This is a genomic window from Actinoplanes oryzae, assembly GCF_030757795.1.
In the GTDB taxonomy this organism is placed as follows: Bacteria; Actinomycetota; Actinomycetes; order Mycobacteriales; family Micromonosporaceae; genus Actinoplanes.
On record NZ_JAUQWH010000202.1, the window covers coordinates 1 to 14930 of the forward strand.

At 73.4% G+C, this 14930-nt stretch carries 16 protein-coding genes; 7 read left to right on the top strand and 9 right to left on the bottom strand.

The genetic code is table 11. The annotated features are described in order from the left end of the window. The 4 genes from RBH18_RS38575 to RBH18_RS38590 all read right to left on the bottom strand — a co-directional run. A partial coding sequence (locus RBH18_RS38575; protein ID WP_306215454.1) for an FtsK/SpoIIIE domain-containing protein occupies window positions 1-1288 on the bottom strand: 1288 nt, incomplete at its 3' end. Continuing rightward, entirely contained in the window at window positions 1281-2156 is an 876-nt protein-coding gene (locus tag RBH18_RS38580) for a hypothetical protein (RefSeq protein WP_306215455.1), read from the bottom strand. The genes RBH18_RS38580 and RBH18_RS38575, both read right to left, overlap by 8 nt. A 4-nt stretch (window positions 2157-2160) precedes the next feature. Further along, window positions 2161-2421 carry a hypothetical protein gene (locus RBH18_RS38585; protein ID WP_306215456.1) on the bottom strand — a complete coding sequence of 87 codons (261 nt, stop codon included), beginning with the start codon at window positions 2419-2421 and terminating at the stop codon, window positions 2161-2163. A 96-nt stretch (window positions 2422-2517) separates the two neighbouring features. Continuing rightward, window positions 2518-2895 carry a PIN domain-containing protein gene (locus RBH18_RS38590; RefSeq protein ID WP_306215457.1) on the bottom strand — a complete coding sequence of 126 codons (378 nt, stop codon included), beginning with the start codon at window positions 2893-2895 and terminating at the stop codon, window positions 2518-2520. A 104-nt stretch (window positions 2896-2999) separates the two neighbouring features. Here RBH18_RS38590 and RBH18_RS38595 point away from each other — a divergent pair, with 104 nt between their 5' ends. Beyond that, window positions 3000-5528: an ATP-dependent Clp protease ATP-binding subunit gene (locus RBH18_RS38595; RefSeq protein ID WP_306215458.1), complete on the top strand. Its 2529-nt coding sequence runs from the start codon at window positions 3000-3002 to the stop codon at window positions 5526-5528. Window positions 5529-5573: 45 nt separating this feature from the next. Here RBH18_RS38595 and RBH18_RS38600 read toward each other — a convergent pair whose 3' ends face one another. The 3 genes from RBH18_RS38600 to RBH18_RS38610 all read right to left on the bottom strand — a co-directional run bounded on the left by RBH18_RS38600 (window position 5574) and on the right by RBH18_RS38610 (window position 7998). Continuing rightward, window positions 5574-6074 carry a putative immunity protein gene (locus tag RBH18_RS38600; protein WP_306215459.1) on the bottom strand — a complete coding sequence of 167 codons (501 nt, stop codon included), beginning with the start codon at window positions 6072-6074 and terminating at the stop codon, window positions 5574-5576. A 179-nt stretch (window positions 6075-6253) separates the two neighbouring features. Beyond that, window positions 6254-7234 (bottom strand): LysR family transcriptional regulator, encoded by a 981-nt coding sequence (locus RBH18_RS38605; protein WP_306215460.1) that lies wholly within the window; start codon window positions 7232-7234, stop codon window positions 6254-6256. A gap of 176 nt (window positions 7235-7410) precedes the next feature. Next, complete coding sequence (locus RBH18_RS38610) at window positions 7411-7998, bottom strand: hemerythrin domain-containing protein (protein WP_306215461.1); 588 nt, start codon at window positions 7996-7998, stop codon at window positions 7411-7413. Between the two features lie 69 nt (window positions 7999-8067). Between RBH18_RS38610 and RBH18_RS38615 the strand changes: the two genes are divergently transcribed. Together RBH18_RS38615 and RBH18_RS38620 are read left to right on the top strand one after the other, a co-directional pair. Next, window positions 8068-9378 carry a M20/M25/M40 family metallo-hydrolase gene (locus RBH18_RS38615; protein WP_306215462.1) on the top strand — a complete coding sequence of 437 codons (1311 nt, stop codon included), beginning with the start codon at window positions 8068-8070 and terminating at the stop codon, window positions 9376-9378. A gap of 41 nt (window positions 9379-9419) precedes the next feature. Beyond that, window positions 9420-10094 (top strand): hypothetical protein, encoded by a 675-nt coding sequence (locus RBH18_RS38620; protein ID WP_306215463.1) that lies wholly within the window; start codon window positions 9420-9422, stop codon window positions 10092-10094. Window positions 10095-10299: 205 nt separating this feature from the next. On the opposite strand, the gene RBH18_RS38625 is transcribed toward RBH18_RS38620, so the two are convergent. Together RBH18_RS38625 and RBH18_RS38630 are read right to left on the bottom strand one after the other, a co-directional pair. Beyond that, complete coding sequence (locus RBH18_RS38625; protein ID WP_306215464.1) at window positions 10300-10491, bottom strand: DUF5703 family protein; 192 nt, start codon at window positions 10489-10491, stop codon at window positions 10300-10302. Between the two features lie 40 nt (window positions 10492-10531). Next, entirely contained in the window at window positions 10532-11515 is a 984-nt protein-coding gene (locus RBH18_RS38630) for an aldo/keto reductase (protein ID WP_306215465.1), read from the bottom strand. 162 nt (window positions 11516-11677) lie between these two features. Here RBH18_RS38630 and RBH18_RS38635 point away from each other — a divergent pair, with 162 nt between their 5' ends. The 4 genes from RBH18_RS38635 to RBH18_RS38650 form a co-directional block, all read left to right on the top strand. Continuing rightward, on the top strand, window positions 11678-12730 hold the full coding sequence (locus RBH18_RS38635) for an LLM class F420-dependent oxidoreductase (protein WP_306215466.1): 1053 nt from the start codon (window positions 11678-11680) through the stop codon (window positions 12728-12730). Between the two features lie 2 nt (window positions 12731-12732). After that, window positions 12733-13413, top strand: a complete 681-nt coding sequence (locus RBH18_RS38640; RefSeq protein WP_306215467.1) for a histidine phosphatase family protein — start codon at window positions 12733-12735, stop codon at window positions 13411-13413. A 109-nt stretch (window positions 13414-13522) separates the two neighbouring features. After that, window positions 13523-14128: a DUF3090 domain-containing protein gene (locus tag RBH18_RS38645; protein WP_306215468.1), complete on the top strand. Its 606-nt coding sequence runs from the start codon at window positions 13523-13525 to the stop codon at window positions 14126-14128. Then, window positions 14125-14930: SCO1664 family protein (locus tag RBH18_RS38650; protein WP_306215469.1), on the top strand; the 806-nt coding region annotated here is incomplete at its 3' end. The genes RBH18_RS38645 and RBH18_RS38650, both read left to right, overlap by 4 nt.

Here is a 14930-nt window from a genome sequence, read left to right on the forward strand (position 1 = left end):
CGAACCGGGCGAACGACACGCCCTCCTTGAAGTCGAGCAGGTAGAACGCCAGCTCGGCGGGGGAGTAGCGGGCGGCCAGCGCGCCCATCCAGGCGTAGATGAGGTTGGTCTTGCCGGTGCCCGACGGCCCGGCGATCAGCGCGTGCGGCGGATAGTCGGCCAGCGTGACCTCGACCGGCGCCCCCTGCGGGCTGTCGCCGAGCGGGGCGGTCAGCGCGCGCGCCGAGGTCTCCTGCCACTCCTCGGCGGGCAGCAGGCTGTCCAGCGCGACCGGGGCGGGCCCGGCGGCGACCTCGTCCGCGATCCGCCGGCACGTCTGCGTCACCAGGACCGGCGGCGGCCCGGCGTCGAAGACCACCGGCAGGTCGCCGCACCCGCTGATCCGGCCCTCGGTCGCCGGCCCGGCGGTGACGATCTCGGCGGTGCCGTCCTCGGCGGGCATGTTGCGCAGGATCAGGTGGACACCGCACGCGGCGCCCGTCCGCAGCAACCGCGAGAGCTGGCTGCGTTCGTGGCGGGACAGCTCGTCGGGGCGCCCGGAGCCGAGCAGCACGGCGACGCGCCAGGGCTCGGGGCGGCGCCCGGTCGCGGCGCTCAGCTCGCGCAGCGACGAGTACTCGCCGGCCAGCACCGTCTCGTTGATCCGCCGCACGTGGTCGACCAGCTCGTCGAGGAGCGCCCCGAGGCCGCCCGGCCCGACGAAGCGCAGCACCCCGGCGGGCGCCAGCGGGGCGAAGCCGGCCAGGCCGCCGCCGAGCTGCTCGGGGTCGTACCCGGTGAGGACGATGCGGCCCGGCTCGGCGCTGCCCAGGGCGCGCAGCAGCAGGCCGGCCACCACGTCGTCGCCGACGGCCCGGTCGCCGCGGACCACGACGTGCCCGCGGTCGAGGAGCGGGACGAGGGCGGGGACCTCCCCGGCGTACGGGAGCCTCAGCAGCCCGGCCCGCAGCTCGGGCGCGGGGGTGCCGGTGTCCCCGGGCGTCGCCTCCCAGGCGTTCCAGGGGGCGCCGGCCGCACCCGGGGCCGCGAGCAGCGCGGTCTCGGCGGCGGCGCCGGCCAGCTCGGCGAGGGCCCGGTCGCGCTCCTCGTCGATCTGCCGCAGGCGCTTGTCGCGCTGCTCCTTGATCCGGCCACGCCGTTCCTTGGCGGCCGCCACGACCTTGCCGCGGCGGGCCCGGGCGGCGTCGAGCTCGTCCAGCGCGGCGTCCCGGGCCTCCACGGCGATGCCGAGTGCGTGCGAGAGCGCGGCCCGGACCTCGACGACCTGCTGGGTGAGGGACTCAGGCATCGACGTTCGGGCTCCGTACGGGCTCGGGGGCGGCGGGGTCCAGGGTGGCCGGGTCGCGGCCGAGCCGGGCGAGCAGCACGCCGGTCAGCACGCTGGCGGTGACGGCCGAGTCGGCGGGGTGGGCGGGCTGCTCGTTCTTCGCGGGCGCGCGGCAGATCCGGGCGAGCAGCGTGTCCAGCACCTCGGGCGGGGTGCCGGGCAGCAGCGACTTCACCCGCCCGCTGGCGGCGCTCTGCAGCCGCTTGAGGTCCTCGGGCCGCGGCTCGTGGCCCAGCAAGTCGCCGGCCAGCCGGTGCAGCACGGGTGAGCTGGCGGCTGAGAGCCCCAGCCCGGTGGCGGCGTTCACCTGGTGCAGGTCGCGGCCGACCCGGGCCCGGTCGCCGGAGCGCACCCCGGCGGCGACGCGGCGCAGCAGGTCGGCGGTGTTTCCGGCGCCGTTGCCGGCCTCCTGCTGCTCGGCCGGGGGCGCCTCGCCGGTCAGCTCGGCGACCCGGCGCTGCCACCACGGGCCCAGCTCCTCGGGCGCGGGCTGCGTCTCGGTGGCGACCGCCTCGGCCTCCTGCGGCCGCAGCCCGGCCTTGTAGTCGGCCTCGGGCGGCGCGGCCCCCTCGCCCGCGGCCAGGCCCAGCGCGGCCAGGTACTGCGCGATCGCGTCCTGGGCGAGGCGCAGGGCCGCCGCGGCGCGCTCGGCCGCCTCGACGGCATTGCCCAGCTGCGGTACGCCCAGCGGGTCGACGGACGTCTGGCGCACCCAGTTGAGCAGCTCGGTGGCGCTGGTCAGCTTCTCCCGCGCGACCGTGACAGGGCCGGTGGGCAGCTCCTCCGAGGTGGCGCGGAGCTGGGCGCCGAGTTCCTGCAGCAGGGACATCGGCTCAGAGGGTCGCCGTGTAGGTCTGCGCCTGCTCGACCGCCTGCAGGGTCGCGCCCATGCACTCCTCCAGCTGCTGGTCCGCCTGGGACAGCGAGGCGTGCGCGGCGCCGACGGCGTCGTTGGCGGAGCCGTCCAGGGCCGCGGCGAGGCTCTGCTGGGCCTCCCCGATCTTCTCCCGGGCCGCCTGGATCGCCTGCTGACCCTCGGTGACCTGCTGGAGCGCGGCGTCCACGGCCGCTTTGACCTCGGCGACGCTGGCCAACGTGCAGCCTCCCGGTGTTCGACAGCACCTCTATACGTCAGAGCTTAGTCGTCCACGATGGTCGGCGAGCGACTGCGTGTCCGATTCACGCATGACTCACTCTCTTCTGCGGGGGACGCTGCCCGGGCCCCGCACTTCCGCCCCGAGCGCGGTCACCCGCTCGCGCAGCCCGCGGTCGGCCGTGACGACCACCACCCGCCGGTCCGCCGCCCCGGCCACGACCTCGACGATCCGGTCGTCGCCCGAGCCCGGCGCGGCGACGACGCGGACGCCCTCGATCCCGGGGACGTCCCGCGCCCTGCCCTCGACCACGAGCACGACCTCGATCGGCGCCGGAAGATCAGGAAGCCCCGTGGCGTTGAGATCGGACAGCGCGTCGCGCAGCCGGGCGGTCGCCCCCGCCCGGTCGCGCCACCACCCGTCGGGCCTGGAGCCCACGACGTTGGCGGCGTCGACGACGAGCAGCGCAGTCATGAGACCAGCGTCTCACAGCGGAATTGAACGATCGTTAAGGCGGTTGGAGAGGGCGACACCGGGTAGGCGCGAGGTGCGTACGCCCGACGAAGGAGAGAACCAGCATGAGCATCGGACCCGGCGACTGGGACGACATCTTCGCGCGCTTCTTCGGGGCGCCGGAGCCACGCCGGTCCGCCCAGCGGATCGACATCACCAGGTACATGAGCCAGGACGCGCGCCGCGCGCTGTCCGACGCCGCCCGCCGCGCCGCCGAGGTGGCGCCGGCCGGGTCGGACATCGCCGACCTGGACACCGACCACCTGCTCTGGGGCGTCCTGCAGCAGGAGCCGCAGCGGGCCCTGGTGCGCCGCGCCGGCGCCGACCCCGACTCGATCCTGCGGGAGCTCGGCGGCGCGGGTCAGCCCGGCGCCGCGCAGGCCGAACGGCTCGCGCTCACCCCGGCGGCCAAGCGGGCGCTGCTCGACAGCCTGCAGATCTCGCGCGCCGTCGGCGCGTCCTACGTGGGTCCCGAGCACGTCCTCATGGCGCTGGGCCTCAACCCCGACACCGCGGCCGGGCGGCTGCTCGCCTCCCGGATCGACCCGCGGACCCTGCAGCAGGCCGACCAGCCCACCCCCGGCGGTGGCGGCGGCGGAAACGCCCCAGGAGGTGGCACCACGAACACCCCGACCCTCGAGCAGTACGGCGTGGACCTCACCGAGATGGCCCGGCGCGGCGAGATCGACCCGGTCGTCGGCCGGGCCACCGAGATCGAGCAGGCCGTCGAGGTGCTGTCCCGGCGCACCAAGAACAACCCGGTGCTGATCGGCGAGGCTGGCGTCGGCAAGACCGCGATCGTGGAGGGCCTGGCCCAGCGCATCGTGGACGGCGACGTCCCGCAGACCCTCGCCGGCAAGCGCGTCATCCAGCTCGACCTGGCCGGCCTGGTGGCGGGCACCCGCTACCGCGGCGACTTCGAGGAGCGCCTGCAGAAGGTCATCACCGAGATCCAGGAGAGCGGCGACGGCCTCATCGTCTTCCTCGACGAGATCCACACCCTGGTCGGGGCCGGCGGCGGCGGGGGCGACGGCGGCGGCATGGACGCCTCCAACATGCTCAAGCCCGCGCTCGCCCGCGGCCAGCTGCGCGTGGTCGGCGCGACCACCCTCGACGAGTACAGGCGCTACATCGAGAAGGACGCGGCCCTGGCCCGGCGCTTCCAGCCGGTGCTGGTCGGCGAGCCGAGCGTCGAGGACACCGTGGCGATCCTGCGCGGCCTGCGCGACAACTACGAGGCGCACCACCAGGTCCGGATCACCGACGAGGCCCTGCAGGCCGCGGCGGAGCTGTCCGACCGCTACATCACCGACCGGTTCCTGCCCGACAAGGCGATCGACCTGATCGACCAGGCCGGCGCGCGGGTGCGGCTGCGGGTGAAGACCCCCGCCGCGGACGTACGCGAGCAGGAGCGCCGCCTCGAGCAGCTGTCCCGCGACCGTGACCAGGCCGTGGCGGCGGAGCACTACGAGCGGGCGTCGGAGCTGCGCGACGAGATCAACGCCGTCAAGGAGCAGATCCGGCAGGCCGAGGGCGGCGAGGGCGCCGTGCCGCAGGTGACCCCGGAGGACATCGCCGAGGTCGTCTCGCGGGCCACCGGCATCCCGGTCGCCCAGCTCACCGAGGAGGAGCGCGAGCGCCTGCTGCGCCTGGAGAGCCACCTGCACGACCGGGTGGTGGGCCAGGAGGACGCCGTCGCCGCGGTCGCCGAGGCCGTGCGCCGCTCGCGTGCCGGGCTCGGGGACCCCGACCGGCCCGTCGGCAGCTTCCTCTTCCTGGGCCCGACCGGCGTCGGCAAGACCGAGCTGGCGCGCTCGCTGGCGGAGGCGCTCTTCGGCGAGTCCGAGCGGATGATCCGCCTCGACATGAGCGAGTTCCAGGAGCGGCACACCGTGTCCCGGCTCGTCGGTGCCCCTCCCGGCTACGTCGGCTACGACGAGGCGGGGCAGCTGACCGAGGCCGTGCGGCGCCGGCCGTACAGTGTGGTGCTGCTGGACGAGATCGAGAAGGCCCACCCGGACGTCTTCAACATCCTGCTCCAGGTGCTCGACGACGGCCGGCTGACCGACAGCCAGGGCCGCACGGTGAGCTTCAAGAACACGGTGCTGATCATGACCAGCAACATCGGCTCGGAGATCATCAGCGGCACCAAGCGCACCCTCGGCTTCGGCGCGTCCGACGCCGGCGCGTCGGAGGACCGCGACCTGCGCGAGCGGCTCGACCGGCGGCTGCGCGAGCAGTTCCGGCCCGAGTTCCTCAACCGGATCGACGAGGTCATCGTCTTCCGGCAGCTCGAGACGCAGCAGCTGCGCCAGATCACCGAGCTGCTGCTCGACGAGACCCGCCGGCGGCTGCGGGCGCAGGACATCCGGCTGGAGATCGCCACGGAGGCGGTCGACTGGCTGGCGGAGAAGGGCTTCCAGCCGGAGTACGGGGCCCGCCCGCTGCGCCGCACGATCCAGCGCGAGCTGGACAACCGGTTGTCGCGGATGCTGCTGGCGGCGGACCTCGCCCCCGGCCAGACGGTCACCGTCGGCGTCGCGGACGGGGAGCTGACCTTCTCGGTCGCCTCGCCCGCCCCGGCGACCGCCTGACCCGACCCGCTCGGAACGCAGCCCCCGGCCCTGAGGCCGGGGGCTTCACCCGAACACCGACCAGCAGATGTCGTTGCGCAGCCGCTGATCGTCGAGCACCAGCTCCCGGATCTCCGCGGGCAACCGCTCCCGCTGCCACTGGCACTCGTCCCGCCCGGCCTCGTCACCCTGGTCGGCGCGCACGGCCTTGATCGCGTACGCGGCGGCGCCCAGCTCGTGCGCGGCGACATGTGCGACGACGGCGGCCTGCCCGGCGGCGTACGCGGCGAACCGGGGCGCACCCCGCAGGTCCCGCGCGGCCCCCATCGCGTGCCCGCCCACCGCCCGGGCGTCCATCATCCTCAGCTCGCCGCGCGTCCACGCCCGCGCCGCCTCGATCGCCTCCCGCGGCCGTGTGTCCTCCGGCCGGGCCGCTTCGAACAGCCCGAGCACATGCTCCGCACACCCGGCCGCCCACAGCGCCAGCAGCCGGTGGTCGTCGTCGGTGAGCGTCCCGCCCCGGCGGATCGTGATGAACCGCGGGTCGCGCACCTTCGGCAGGATCACGCCCGCACCCCTCGCAGGACGACGTGGCGCGCCACCACGCGCCGCTCGTCCGTCGACAGCTCGAAGTCGCCGGACACAGCGGGCTCGGGCGGCGTCATGGTGTCGCATCGTAATGCGGCAGCCACGATTCCGGGCGCCGGGCAAACATGACGCCGGTGTGAACCGGGGGAGCGGGCGGATCAGACGGCGGCGAGTTGTTCGACGCCGAGATCGGGATAGCTTTCGCGCCATTTCAGATAGAGCGGATTCCGGGCCGAGGCGTCGAGATAGGCCTCCCCGGCCATCTCCAGCAGGCGGGGGGCCACCTGGGCCGCCGGGCTGTCCGGGTGCCAGCCCAGGAGCTGGCGCCAGCGCAGGGGCGCGCCGCGCAGGGGGCGGGTGACCAGGCCGCTCGGCGGGCGGAAGGCGTGCTGGCAGAGGGCCAGGGCGACGCCCGACTCGGCCATGTCGACGCAGCCGCGGATGTCGGTCTCGAAGATGCGGAGGGGGGTGAACCCGGCCCGGGCACAGGCCGCGGCGAAGCAGTCGGCGAAGCAGCCCTCGCCCGGCCCGGCGACCCACTTCTCCTCGGCGAGGTCGGCCAGGTCGACGTCGAGCTCCTGCGCCCGGGGATGGTCCTCGGGCATGAGGATGCAGATGCCGTCGACGGCGATGCTCTGCCACGTCAGGCCGTACTCGGGCGTGGGGTTCATGTTGTGCCCGCACGCGCCGATCTGGATGAAGTCCAGCTTGCCGGCCTGGGTGAGCGAGGCGAGCTCGTCCTGCGAGTACGACGCGAACGTGCTGATCTGCGCGTCCGGCTGGGCCTCCGAGAGGCGCTGCACCATGCCGCCGACGACCGGGCCGCCGATCGAGCCGATGCGGTAGCGGCCCATCGTGGTGTCCGAGCCGGACCCGGCCAGCCGGGCGGCCTCGTCCTGCAGGCCCTTCATCGCCGGCAGGAGCACCCGGGCCCGGGAGAGCACCAGCTCACCCAGGGCCGTGGGGCGTGCGCCGCGCCGGTCCCTCTCGAACAGCGGTCCGCCGAGCGTGCGCTCGATGCGTTGCAGCTGGGCGGTGAGGGCCGGCTGGGCCAGTCCGAGCAGCGACGCAGCCTTCGTCACGCTGCCCGTCTCCGCGATGGCAACAACCACCTTGAGATGCCGCAGCTCCAGGTTCATAGCGTGACGGTAGGACGTTTGCAGGATAAGGGCTAGACCTTCGGCCGACCAAAGATCCCCCAGATATGACAAACGGGTAACTCAAAAGGACAGAAGTTACCAATCAGTACGAGCATCGATCACCGTCATATGACCTTGGTCCTCTGCCATTGACGGAAGTCTTGTTGTGTGCCTGGTCAGAGATCCTTCGGGTACGTCGTCCGCCGCCCCACGACGTCGCGAACCTTGTCCACGAGGGCCACGGCCGGGTCCACCACCTTGTTCCACGGCGGCGTCACCGGGGTGCCCGGGTGCGGGCGGGTCGGCGCCGCCTCCAGGGCCGTCTCGAAACGGTTGCCCAGCCGGATCAGGTCCTCGACCCCGGCGAGCTGTTCGAGCAGGGGGATCAGCTCCGCGGATGCGGCCCCGGCGTGCCTCCGCAGCCGGGCGGCCAGCCCCGAGGAGTCGCCGGAGCCCTCGAACAGGCGCAGCTCCTCCAGCAGCGCGCGGTCCTCGGCCAGCTCCCGGGTCACCAGCTCCGGGCCGTCCGGGACGACCGAGCGTACGGCGGGATAGAGGTACTGCTCCTCGGCGGAGAGGTGCCGGGCCACCGACGCGACGAGCACCTGGGCGATCGTCGCCCGGCGCGCGGCGTCCGTACCGTCGGCTGTCAGCTCCTCGGCGAGGGCGAGCAACTCGCGGTGCTCGCGGGCGACCACGTCGGTGATCGCGATGCCGGTGGTCTCGCCGCCGACCGGCGGCAGCGGGGGAAGGGTTGCGGACACGGGCGGGAGGTACCCGCCGGGTGAAGCCCGCCAAACGCGCCCGGCGCCCGCAGCTGGTAGGAATAGCGGATGGAACCGATCACCGCCGCCGACGAGGTCATCGGCATCTGCCGCGACCTGCTCCGGATCGACACCAGCAACACCGGTGACCCGCGGACCACCGCCGGGGAGCGCGTCGCTGCCGAGTACGTCGCCGCGCAGCTCGCCGAGGTCGGCATCGAGTCCGTGCTGCACGAGTCCGCGCCGAAACGGGCCAACCTCGTGGCGCGCATCCCGGGCAGCGACCCGTCCCGGGGGGCCCTGCTCGTGCACGGCCACCTCGACGTGGTGCCCGCCGACGCGAGCGAGTGGTCGGTGCACCCCTTCTCCGGCGAGGAGAAGGACGGCTACCTGTGGGGCCGCGGCGCGATCGACATGAAGGACTTCGACGCGATGATGATCGCGACGGTCCGCGAGTGGCAGCGCACCGGCGTCGTCCCGCCGCGCGACATCGTGCTCGCCTTCACCGCGGACGAGGAGGCCGGCATGGAGTACGGCTCCCAGTTCCTCGTCCACGAGCACGCCGGCCTGTTCGAGGGCGTCACCGAGGCGATCGGCGAGGTGGGCGGGTTCTCGTACACGGTCAGCAAGGACCTGCGGCTCTACCTGGTCGAGACCGCGGAGAAGGGCATCGACTGGCTGCGCCTGCACGCCAAGGGCCGGCCCGGCCACGGCTCGTTCGTCCACGACGACAACGCGGTCACCGCGCTGGCCGAGGCGGTCGCCGCGGTCGGCCGGCACAAGTTCCCGATGGTGCTCACCCCGACCGTCCGGGCCTTCCTGGAGCAGGTCTCCGACGCGCTGGGCATCGAGCTCGACCCCGACGAGCCGGAGCTGGCCATCGCCAAGCTCGGCCCGATCGCCAACATCATCGGCGCGACCGTGCGCAACACGGCCAACCCGACGCGGCTCGAGGCCGGCTACAAGGACAACGTCATCCCGGGTACGGCGTCCGCGACGATCGACTGCCGCACGCTGCCCGGCCAGGCGGAGGCGTTCCTCGAGCAGTTCCGGGAGCTCATCGGCCCCGACATCGAGATCGAGCACGTGTCGCAGCAGGGCGCCGTCGAGACCAGCTTCGACGGGGCGCTCGTCGACGCGATGGGCGCCGCCCTGCGCGCCGAGGACCCGGGCGCCCGCGCCGTGCCGTACATGCTGTCGGGCGGCACCGACGCCAAGGCCTTCAGCACCCTGGGCATCCGCTGCTTCGGCTTCGCGCCCCTGAAACTCCCCGCCGACCTGCCGTTCTCCTCGTTGTTCCACGGCATCGACGAGCGCGTCCCGGTCGAGGGACTACAGTTCGGCGTGCGTGTGCTCGACCGCCTGCTGCGGTCGAGCTGATCTCGCTTCTTACGCTCGACGCCGAGAGGACCACTGTCACCATGACCGACGACCAGCACGCGGAGCTCGATGCCGCCCTCGACCGGGTCGTGGAGGCCGCCAAGCAGCACCTGGCGGCGGTCAAGGCCGCCCAGGGCCGGGTGGACGACGACGACGTCTGGAAGGCGTACGTCACCCTGAACAACGCCTCGTTCGCCTACGACGAGCGGCTGCTCGACGCCTTCGGCGAGGTCACGCCGTGGGACGTCGAGTCCATCGACCCCGACGAGGCGGACGCCCGCTTCGCCGCCACGGCCGGCGCCCTCGACGGCTCCGGCGACCCCTACGATCAGGTGATCTCGGTCCGCCAGCGGCGCGACTACCGGGTCCCCAGCGTCGCGGCCCTGCTCCGCGTCGCCGACGAGGCCCGCAAGAACCTGGTGCCCGCCGACGAGGAGGCCGAGCCGGTCGAGTCCGTCGGCGAGGCCGTGCTCGAGCTGCTCCAGGCCGGCGACGGCTCGCTGGGCGCGCTCGACGTGCCCGAGCTCGAGCCGCTCGACGGGCTGCTCACGGTCTCCGAGATCAAGGAGCCGCTCGACCTGGAGGCCTTCCCGGACGAGGACGGGGCCGGCCCGTTCGCCCCGGCGCCCGACGACCTGCTCGTGGGCCGGCTGGACGAGCACCCCTTCCTCCCCGACGAGGACGACGAGGAAGACCACTCCGGGCACAACCATTAAATGGCCTTCGCTTCGCTCCGGCGGGCGCTGCGCCCGTCGATGACTTGGGCACCAAAAATCAGCGAAGAAACCCCGCTTCGCTGATTTTGGGCACCCAAGTCATCGACGGGCGCAGCGCAGGGGCTGGAGTGGCTCCGCTGCACCGGGAGTCGTGAGTTGTGAGTTGTGAAGCGCGGCGCGTCCCTCCCGGGGCGCGCCGCGTTTGTCATATCGAAAGACCCGGCTGGGGGGTGTCCCGCACCTTGCGGCGGAGCATCACCTTCCGGGAGCCGTCCCGGTAGAGCTGCACCCGGGCGAGCTCCCAGCCGGAGAACTCCGCCTGGATGGCCAGCTGCGCCGCAGCGGTCAGGCGATCGACGTTCGATGGCAACCGCATGGGCGCGTACTCGTAGTCCATGGCGTCTAATATGCGCCGCGGCCGGGCGAGTGACCAGTGTTCATGCTCCCGGGCCGGTGAGTCCCTCCCGCTCGGGGTAGCCGACGGTGAGCGCGGACACGTCGTCGAGGGCCATCGCGATCTCCGCGGGCAGCGTGAGGTCCTCGCTCTGCAGGGCGCCCTGCAGCTGGCCGGCCGTGCGGGCGCCGAGGATGGGCGCCGTGACGCCGGGGCGGTCGCGGATCCAGGCGAGGGCGACCTCGAGGGGTTCGACGCCCAGGCCCGTGGCCGCCGTGACCACCGCCTCGACGATGCTGGAACTGCGCGGCTCCAGGTAGGTCTGGACGAACGGCGCCAGGTGGTCGGTGGCGGCGCGGGAGTCGAGCGGGCGGCCGTTGCGGTACTTGCCGGTCAGCACCCCGCGGCCCAGGGGCGACCAGGGCAGCACCCCGATGCCCAGGGCCGCCGCGGCGGGCAGGACCTCGCGCTCGATGCCCCGCTCGAGCAGGCTGTACTCCACCTGGGTGGCGACGATCGGCGCCCGGCCCGGGTAGGCGCGCTGCCAGGTGGCGAACTGCGCGGTCTGCCACCCGGCGAAGTTGGACACGCCGACGTAGCGGACGCGTCCGCTGCTCACCGCGTGGTCCAGGGCGCCGAGCGTCTCCTCCATCGGGGTGTGCGCGTCGTAGCCGTGCAGCTGCCACAGGTCCACATAGTCGGTGCCGAGGCGGCGCAGGGACGCGTCGAGGGTGCGCAGCAGGTGACCGCGCGAGCCGTCCCGGCGGCGCCAGCCCCCGAGCCCCGCCTTGGTGGCGATGACCAGCTCCTCGCGGGCGACGAGGTGGCCGAGCAGCGAGCCGATCACCGCCTCGGCGTCGCCGTCCGCGTACACGTCGGCGGTGTCCACGAGGGTGCCCCCGGCGTCGAGGAACGCCTTCAGCTGGGCGGCGGCGTCGTCGGGGTCGGTGTCGCGGCCCCAGGTCATGGTGCCGAGCCCGAGCCGGGTGACCGCCAGCCCGCTTCGGCCGAGCGGTCTCTGCTGCATTCCTGAACCTTATTCAGCGAAGACCACCCGCGGAACGCACATAAGACCGTGATCACCTGTGCGTTCGGTCGGGAAGGCGACGCAACTGCCGGGAGATCACTCTCGGTGGTGAAGTAGGTTCGTACTCGCGGAGCATCGGTGCACCGCGGAACGGGAGGACCCGTGCGGCTCGGATTCAGCCTCGGCTACCAGACCTCGTGGACCACGCCGGCCGACCACCTCGCCATGGCACAGGAGGCCGACCGGCTCGGCTACTCGGTGGTGTGGGCGGCGGAGGCGTACGGCTCGGACTCGCCCACCATGCTCGCGTGGATCGCCGGGCAGACCGAGCGGATCGACATCGGCGCCGCCGTCATGCAGATCCCGGCGCGCAGCCCCGCGATGACGGCCATGACCGCGGCGACCCTGGACACGCTGTCGGGCGGCCGCTTCCGGCTCGGCCTCGGGGTGTCCGGCCCGCAGGTCTCCGAGGGGTGGCACGGGGTCCGCTTCGCCAAGCCGCTGGGCCGCACCCGGGAGTACGTCGACATCGTCAAGCTGGCGATCGCGCGCAAGCCCGTGGCCTATGACGGTCAGCACTACCAGCTGCCGCTGCCGGACGGGGCGGGCAAGGCGCTGCGGCTGGGGTTCCATCCGCCCCGGGAGGCCGTACCCATCTATCTCGCGGCCGTGGGCCCGAAGAACCTGGAGCTGGCCGGGGAGATCGCCGACGGCTGGCTGGCCATCTTCTTCGCCGCGGACGCGGCGGGGGAGTACCTGCAGCACATCGAGCGCGGGCGGGCCAAGGCCGGCGCCGGGCTGACCGGCTTCGACGTGTGCCCGACCGTGCCGGTGGCGATCGGCGACGACGTGGCCGCGTGCGCCGACCTGATCCGGCCCTACGCCGCGCTCTACGTCGGCGGGATGGGCAGCCGCGAGCAGAATTTCTACAACCAGCTGGCGGTCCGCATGGGCTACGGCGCGGAGGCCAAGCAGGTCCAGGACCTCTATCTGGACCGCAAGATCCGGGACGCGGCCGCGGCCGTGCCGCAGGAGTTCATCGACCGCACCTCGCTGATCGGGCCCAAGAGCAAGATCGTCGAGCGCTTGCGCGAGTACGCTGCCGCGGGCGTCGGCACCCTGTCGGTGGCCCTGTACGTGGGCGACCGGGAGAGTGGCATCGCGACGTTGCGCACCGTGGCCGAGGCCTACGAGGCGTCCGGGGTGGCGGAGTAGTCATGGCCACTCTGCTGCTCCTCCGCCACGGGCGGACCACCGCGAACGCCACGGGCGTGCTGGCCGGCCGGCAGCCCGTCGAGCTGGACGAGACCGGGCGCGCGCAGGCCCGGCGTACCGGGGAGAGGCTGCGGGATCTCCCCGTCGCCACCGTCGTGACCAGCCCGCTGATCCGCTGCCGGCAGACCGTCGAGCTGGCGCTGCCCGACGCCGTGCCCGCGCTCGACGAGGGCCTGATCGAGTGCGGTTACGGCGACTGGGAGGGCAAGCCGCTCAAGGACCTCGCCAAGGAGCCGCTCTGGCAGGTGGTCCAGCAGCATCCGAGCGCGGCCGTCTTCCCGAACGGCGAGGCGATGGCGGCGATGTCCGCGCGGGCTGTCGCCACCGTGCGCACCTGGGACGCCAAGGTGACCGCCGAGCACGGCCCGGACGCGCTGTGGGTGGCGTGCAGCCACGGCGATGTGATCAAGGCCATCGTGGCGGACGCCCTCGGGCTGCACCTCGACCAGTTCCAGCGGATCGTGGCCGACCCGGCCTCGGTGGCCGTGATCAGGTACACGCCGACGCGGCCGTTCGTCGTCAAGGTCAACGACTCGACCGATCTGTCCGGGCTGATCCCGCCGAAACAGGCCGCGGAGTCGGGCGACGCCGCGGTGGGCGGCGGCGCCGGAGGGGGCGTCTGACAACGGTTGGTGACCATCGTGTTACCGCTGGGTGCGTGCGCATTGCGCCCTCGGCGAACCGGCCCGGTGCGCTGCGCGCTCGCGTGCGCGGGCGGATAGGGTCGACCCTATGACCCACCAGGTGCATGCCTTCGAGCCGCCGGAGCGGTTCGTCGCCGGGACGGTGGGCGAGCCGGGCGACCGCACGTTCTTCCTCCAGGCGCGAGGGGGCGGGCGGGTCGTCAGCGTGGCGCTGGAGAAGGTCCAGGTGTCGTTGCTCGCCGAGAAGCTCGAGGAGCTGCTCACCGAGGCGAGCCGCCGCTTCGGCGTGAAGCTGCCGGAGCCGTCCCCGCTGGCCGTCAACGACAACGAGCCGCTCGAGACCCCCGTCGACGAGGAGTTCCGCGTCGGCACGCTGGGGCTGGCGTTCGACGTCGACACCGCCACGGTCGTCATCGAGGCGATCGAGGTCGGCGAGGGCGACGCCGAGCCCGAACTCGTCGAGGACGACGACGAGGACGAGGACGACGACACCCCGCTCGGCGACGACGAGGACGACGAGCCCGACGACGACCTCGACCGGCTCCGCGTCCGGCTCACCCCGGAGGCGACCCGGGCGTTCATCGACCGGGCCCGCCGCGTGGTCGCCGCCGGCCGCCCGCCGTGCCCGCTCTGCGGCCAGCCGCTCGACCCGGCCGGCCACCTCTGTCCCCGGCAGAACGGCTACCACCGGTGACAGCCGAGCCGGCCGCCGTGCTCGCCGAGGAGCAGGCCCTCGAGCTGCTCTCCCGCGGCTCGCTGGAGCTGGAGGGCCGGCTCGTCGACGCGTCCAACACCACGCTGCGCGCGGAGATCACCCTCGACGGGCTGACCCGCCGCTGCGTCTACAAGCCGGTGCAGGGCGAGCGCCCGCTCTGGGACTTCCCGGACGGCACGCTGGCCGGCCGCGAGATCTCGGCGTTCCTGGTCTCGCAGGCGACCGGCTGGGGGCTCGTGCCGCCGACGGTCCTGCGCGACGGGCCCCTGGGCCTCGGCATGTGCCAGCTGTGGATCGACGAGCCCGGCTCGGCCGAGTCGCTGATCGGGTTCGTGCCCGCCTACGACGTTCCCCAGGGCTGGATCGCGGTGGCCAACGCGCGGGACGAGGACGGGGACGCGTACGCGCTGGCGCACGCCGACGACCCGCGCCTGGCCCGCCTCGCCGTGCTCGACGCGGTGATCAACAACGCGGACCGCAAGGGCGGCCACGTGCTCTACGCGCCGGACGGGCGGATCCACGGGGTCGACCACGGCGTGTCGTTCCACGTGGAGAACAAGCTGCGCACGGTGCTGTGGGGCTGGACCGGCAAGCCCCTGCCTGCCGAGGCGGCGGAGATGTTGTCGCGGCTCGTCGCCGAGCTCGACGGCGGCCTGGGGGAGAAGCTCGAGGAGCACCTGACGCTCACCGAGGTGCAGACGACCCGGACCCGGGCGCGGCGGCTGCTGCGGCGGGGGAAGTTCCCGCAGCCGCCGGTCGACTGGCCGCCCCCCTCGTACGC

Bases quoted from the DNA above. Each gene is read 5' to 3' on its own strand.
- RBH18_RS38580 (WP_306215455.1), bottom strand. From the start codon at position 2,156: ATGTCCCTGCTGCAGGAACTCGGCGCCCAGCTCCGCGCCACCTCGGAG.
- RBH18_RS38590 (WP_306215457.1), bottom strand. From the start codon at position 2,895: ATGACTGCGCTGCTCGTCGTCGACGCCGCCAACGTCGTGGGCTCCAGG.
- RBH18_RS38595 (WP_306215458.1), top strand. From the start codon at position 3,000: ATGAGCATCGGACCCGGCGACTGGGACGACATCTTCGCGCGCTTCTTC.
- RBH18_RS38605 (WP_306215460.1), bottom strand. From the start codon at position 7,234: ATGAACCTGGAGCTGCGGCATCTCAAGGTGGTTGTTGCCATCGCGGAG.
- RBH18_RS38615 (WP_306215462.1), top strand. From the start codon at position 8,068: ATGGAACCGATCACCGCCGCCGACGAGGTCATCGGCATCTGCCGCGAC.
- RBH18_RS38620 (WP_306215463.1), top strand. From the start codon at position 9,420: ATGACCGACGACCAGCACGCGGAGCTCGATGCCGCCCTCGACCGGGTC.
- RBH18_RS38625 (WP_306215464.1), bottom strand. From the start codon at position 10,491: ATGGACTACGAGTACGCGCCCATGCGGTTGCCATCGAACGTCGATCGC.
- RBH18_RS38630 (WP_306215465.1), bottom strand. From the start codon at position 11,515: ATGCAGCAGAGACCGCTCGGCCGAAGCGGGCTGGCGGTCACCCGGCTC.
- RBH18_RS38640 (WP_306215467.1), top strand. From the start codon at position 12,733: ATGGCCACTCTGCTGCTCCTCCGCCACGGGCGGACCACCGCGAACGCC.
- RBH18_RS38645 (WP_306215468.1), top strand. From the start codon at position 13,523: ATGACCCACCAGGTGCATGCCTTCGAGCCGCCGGAGCGGTTCGTCGCC.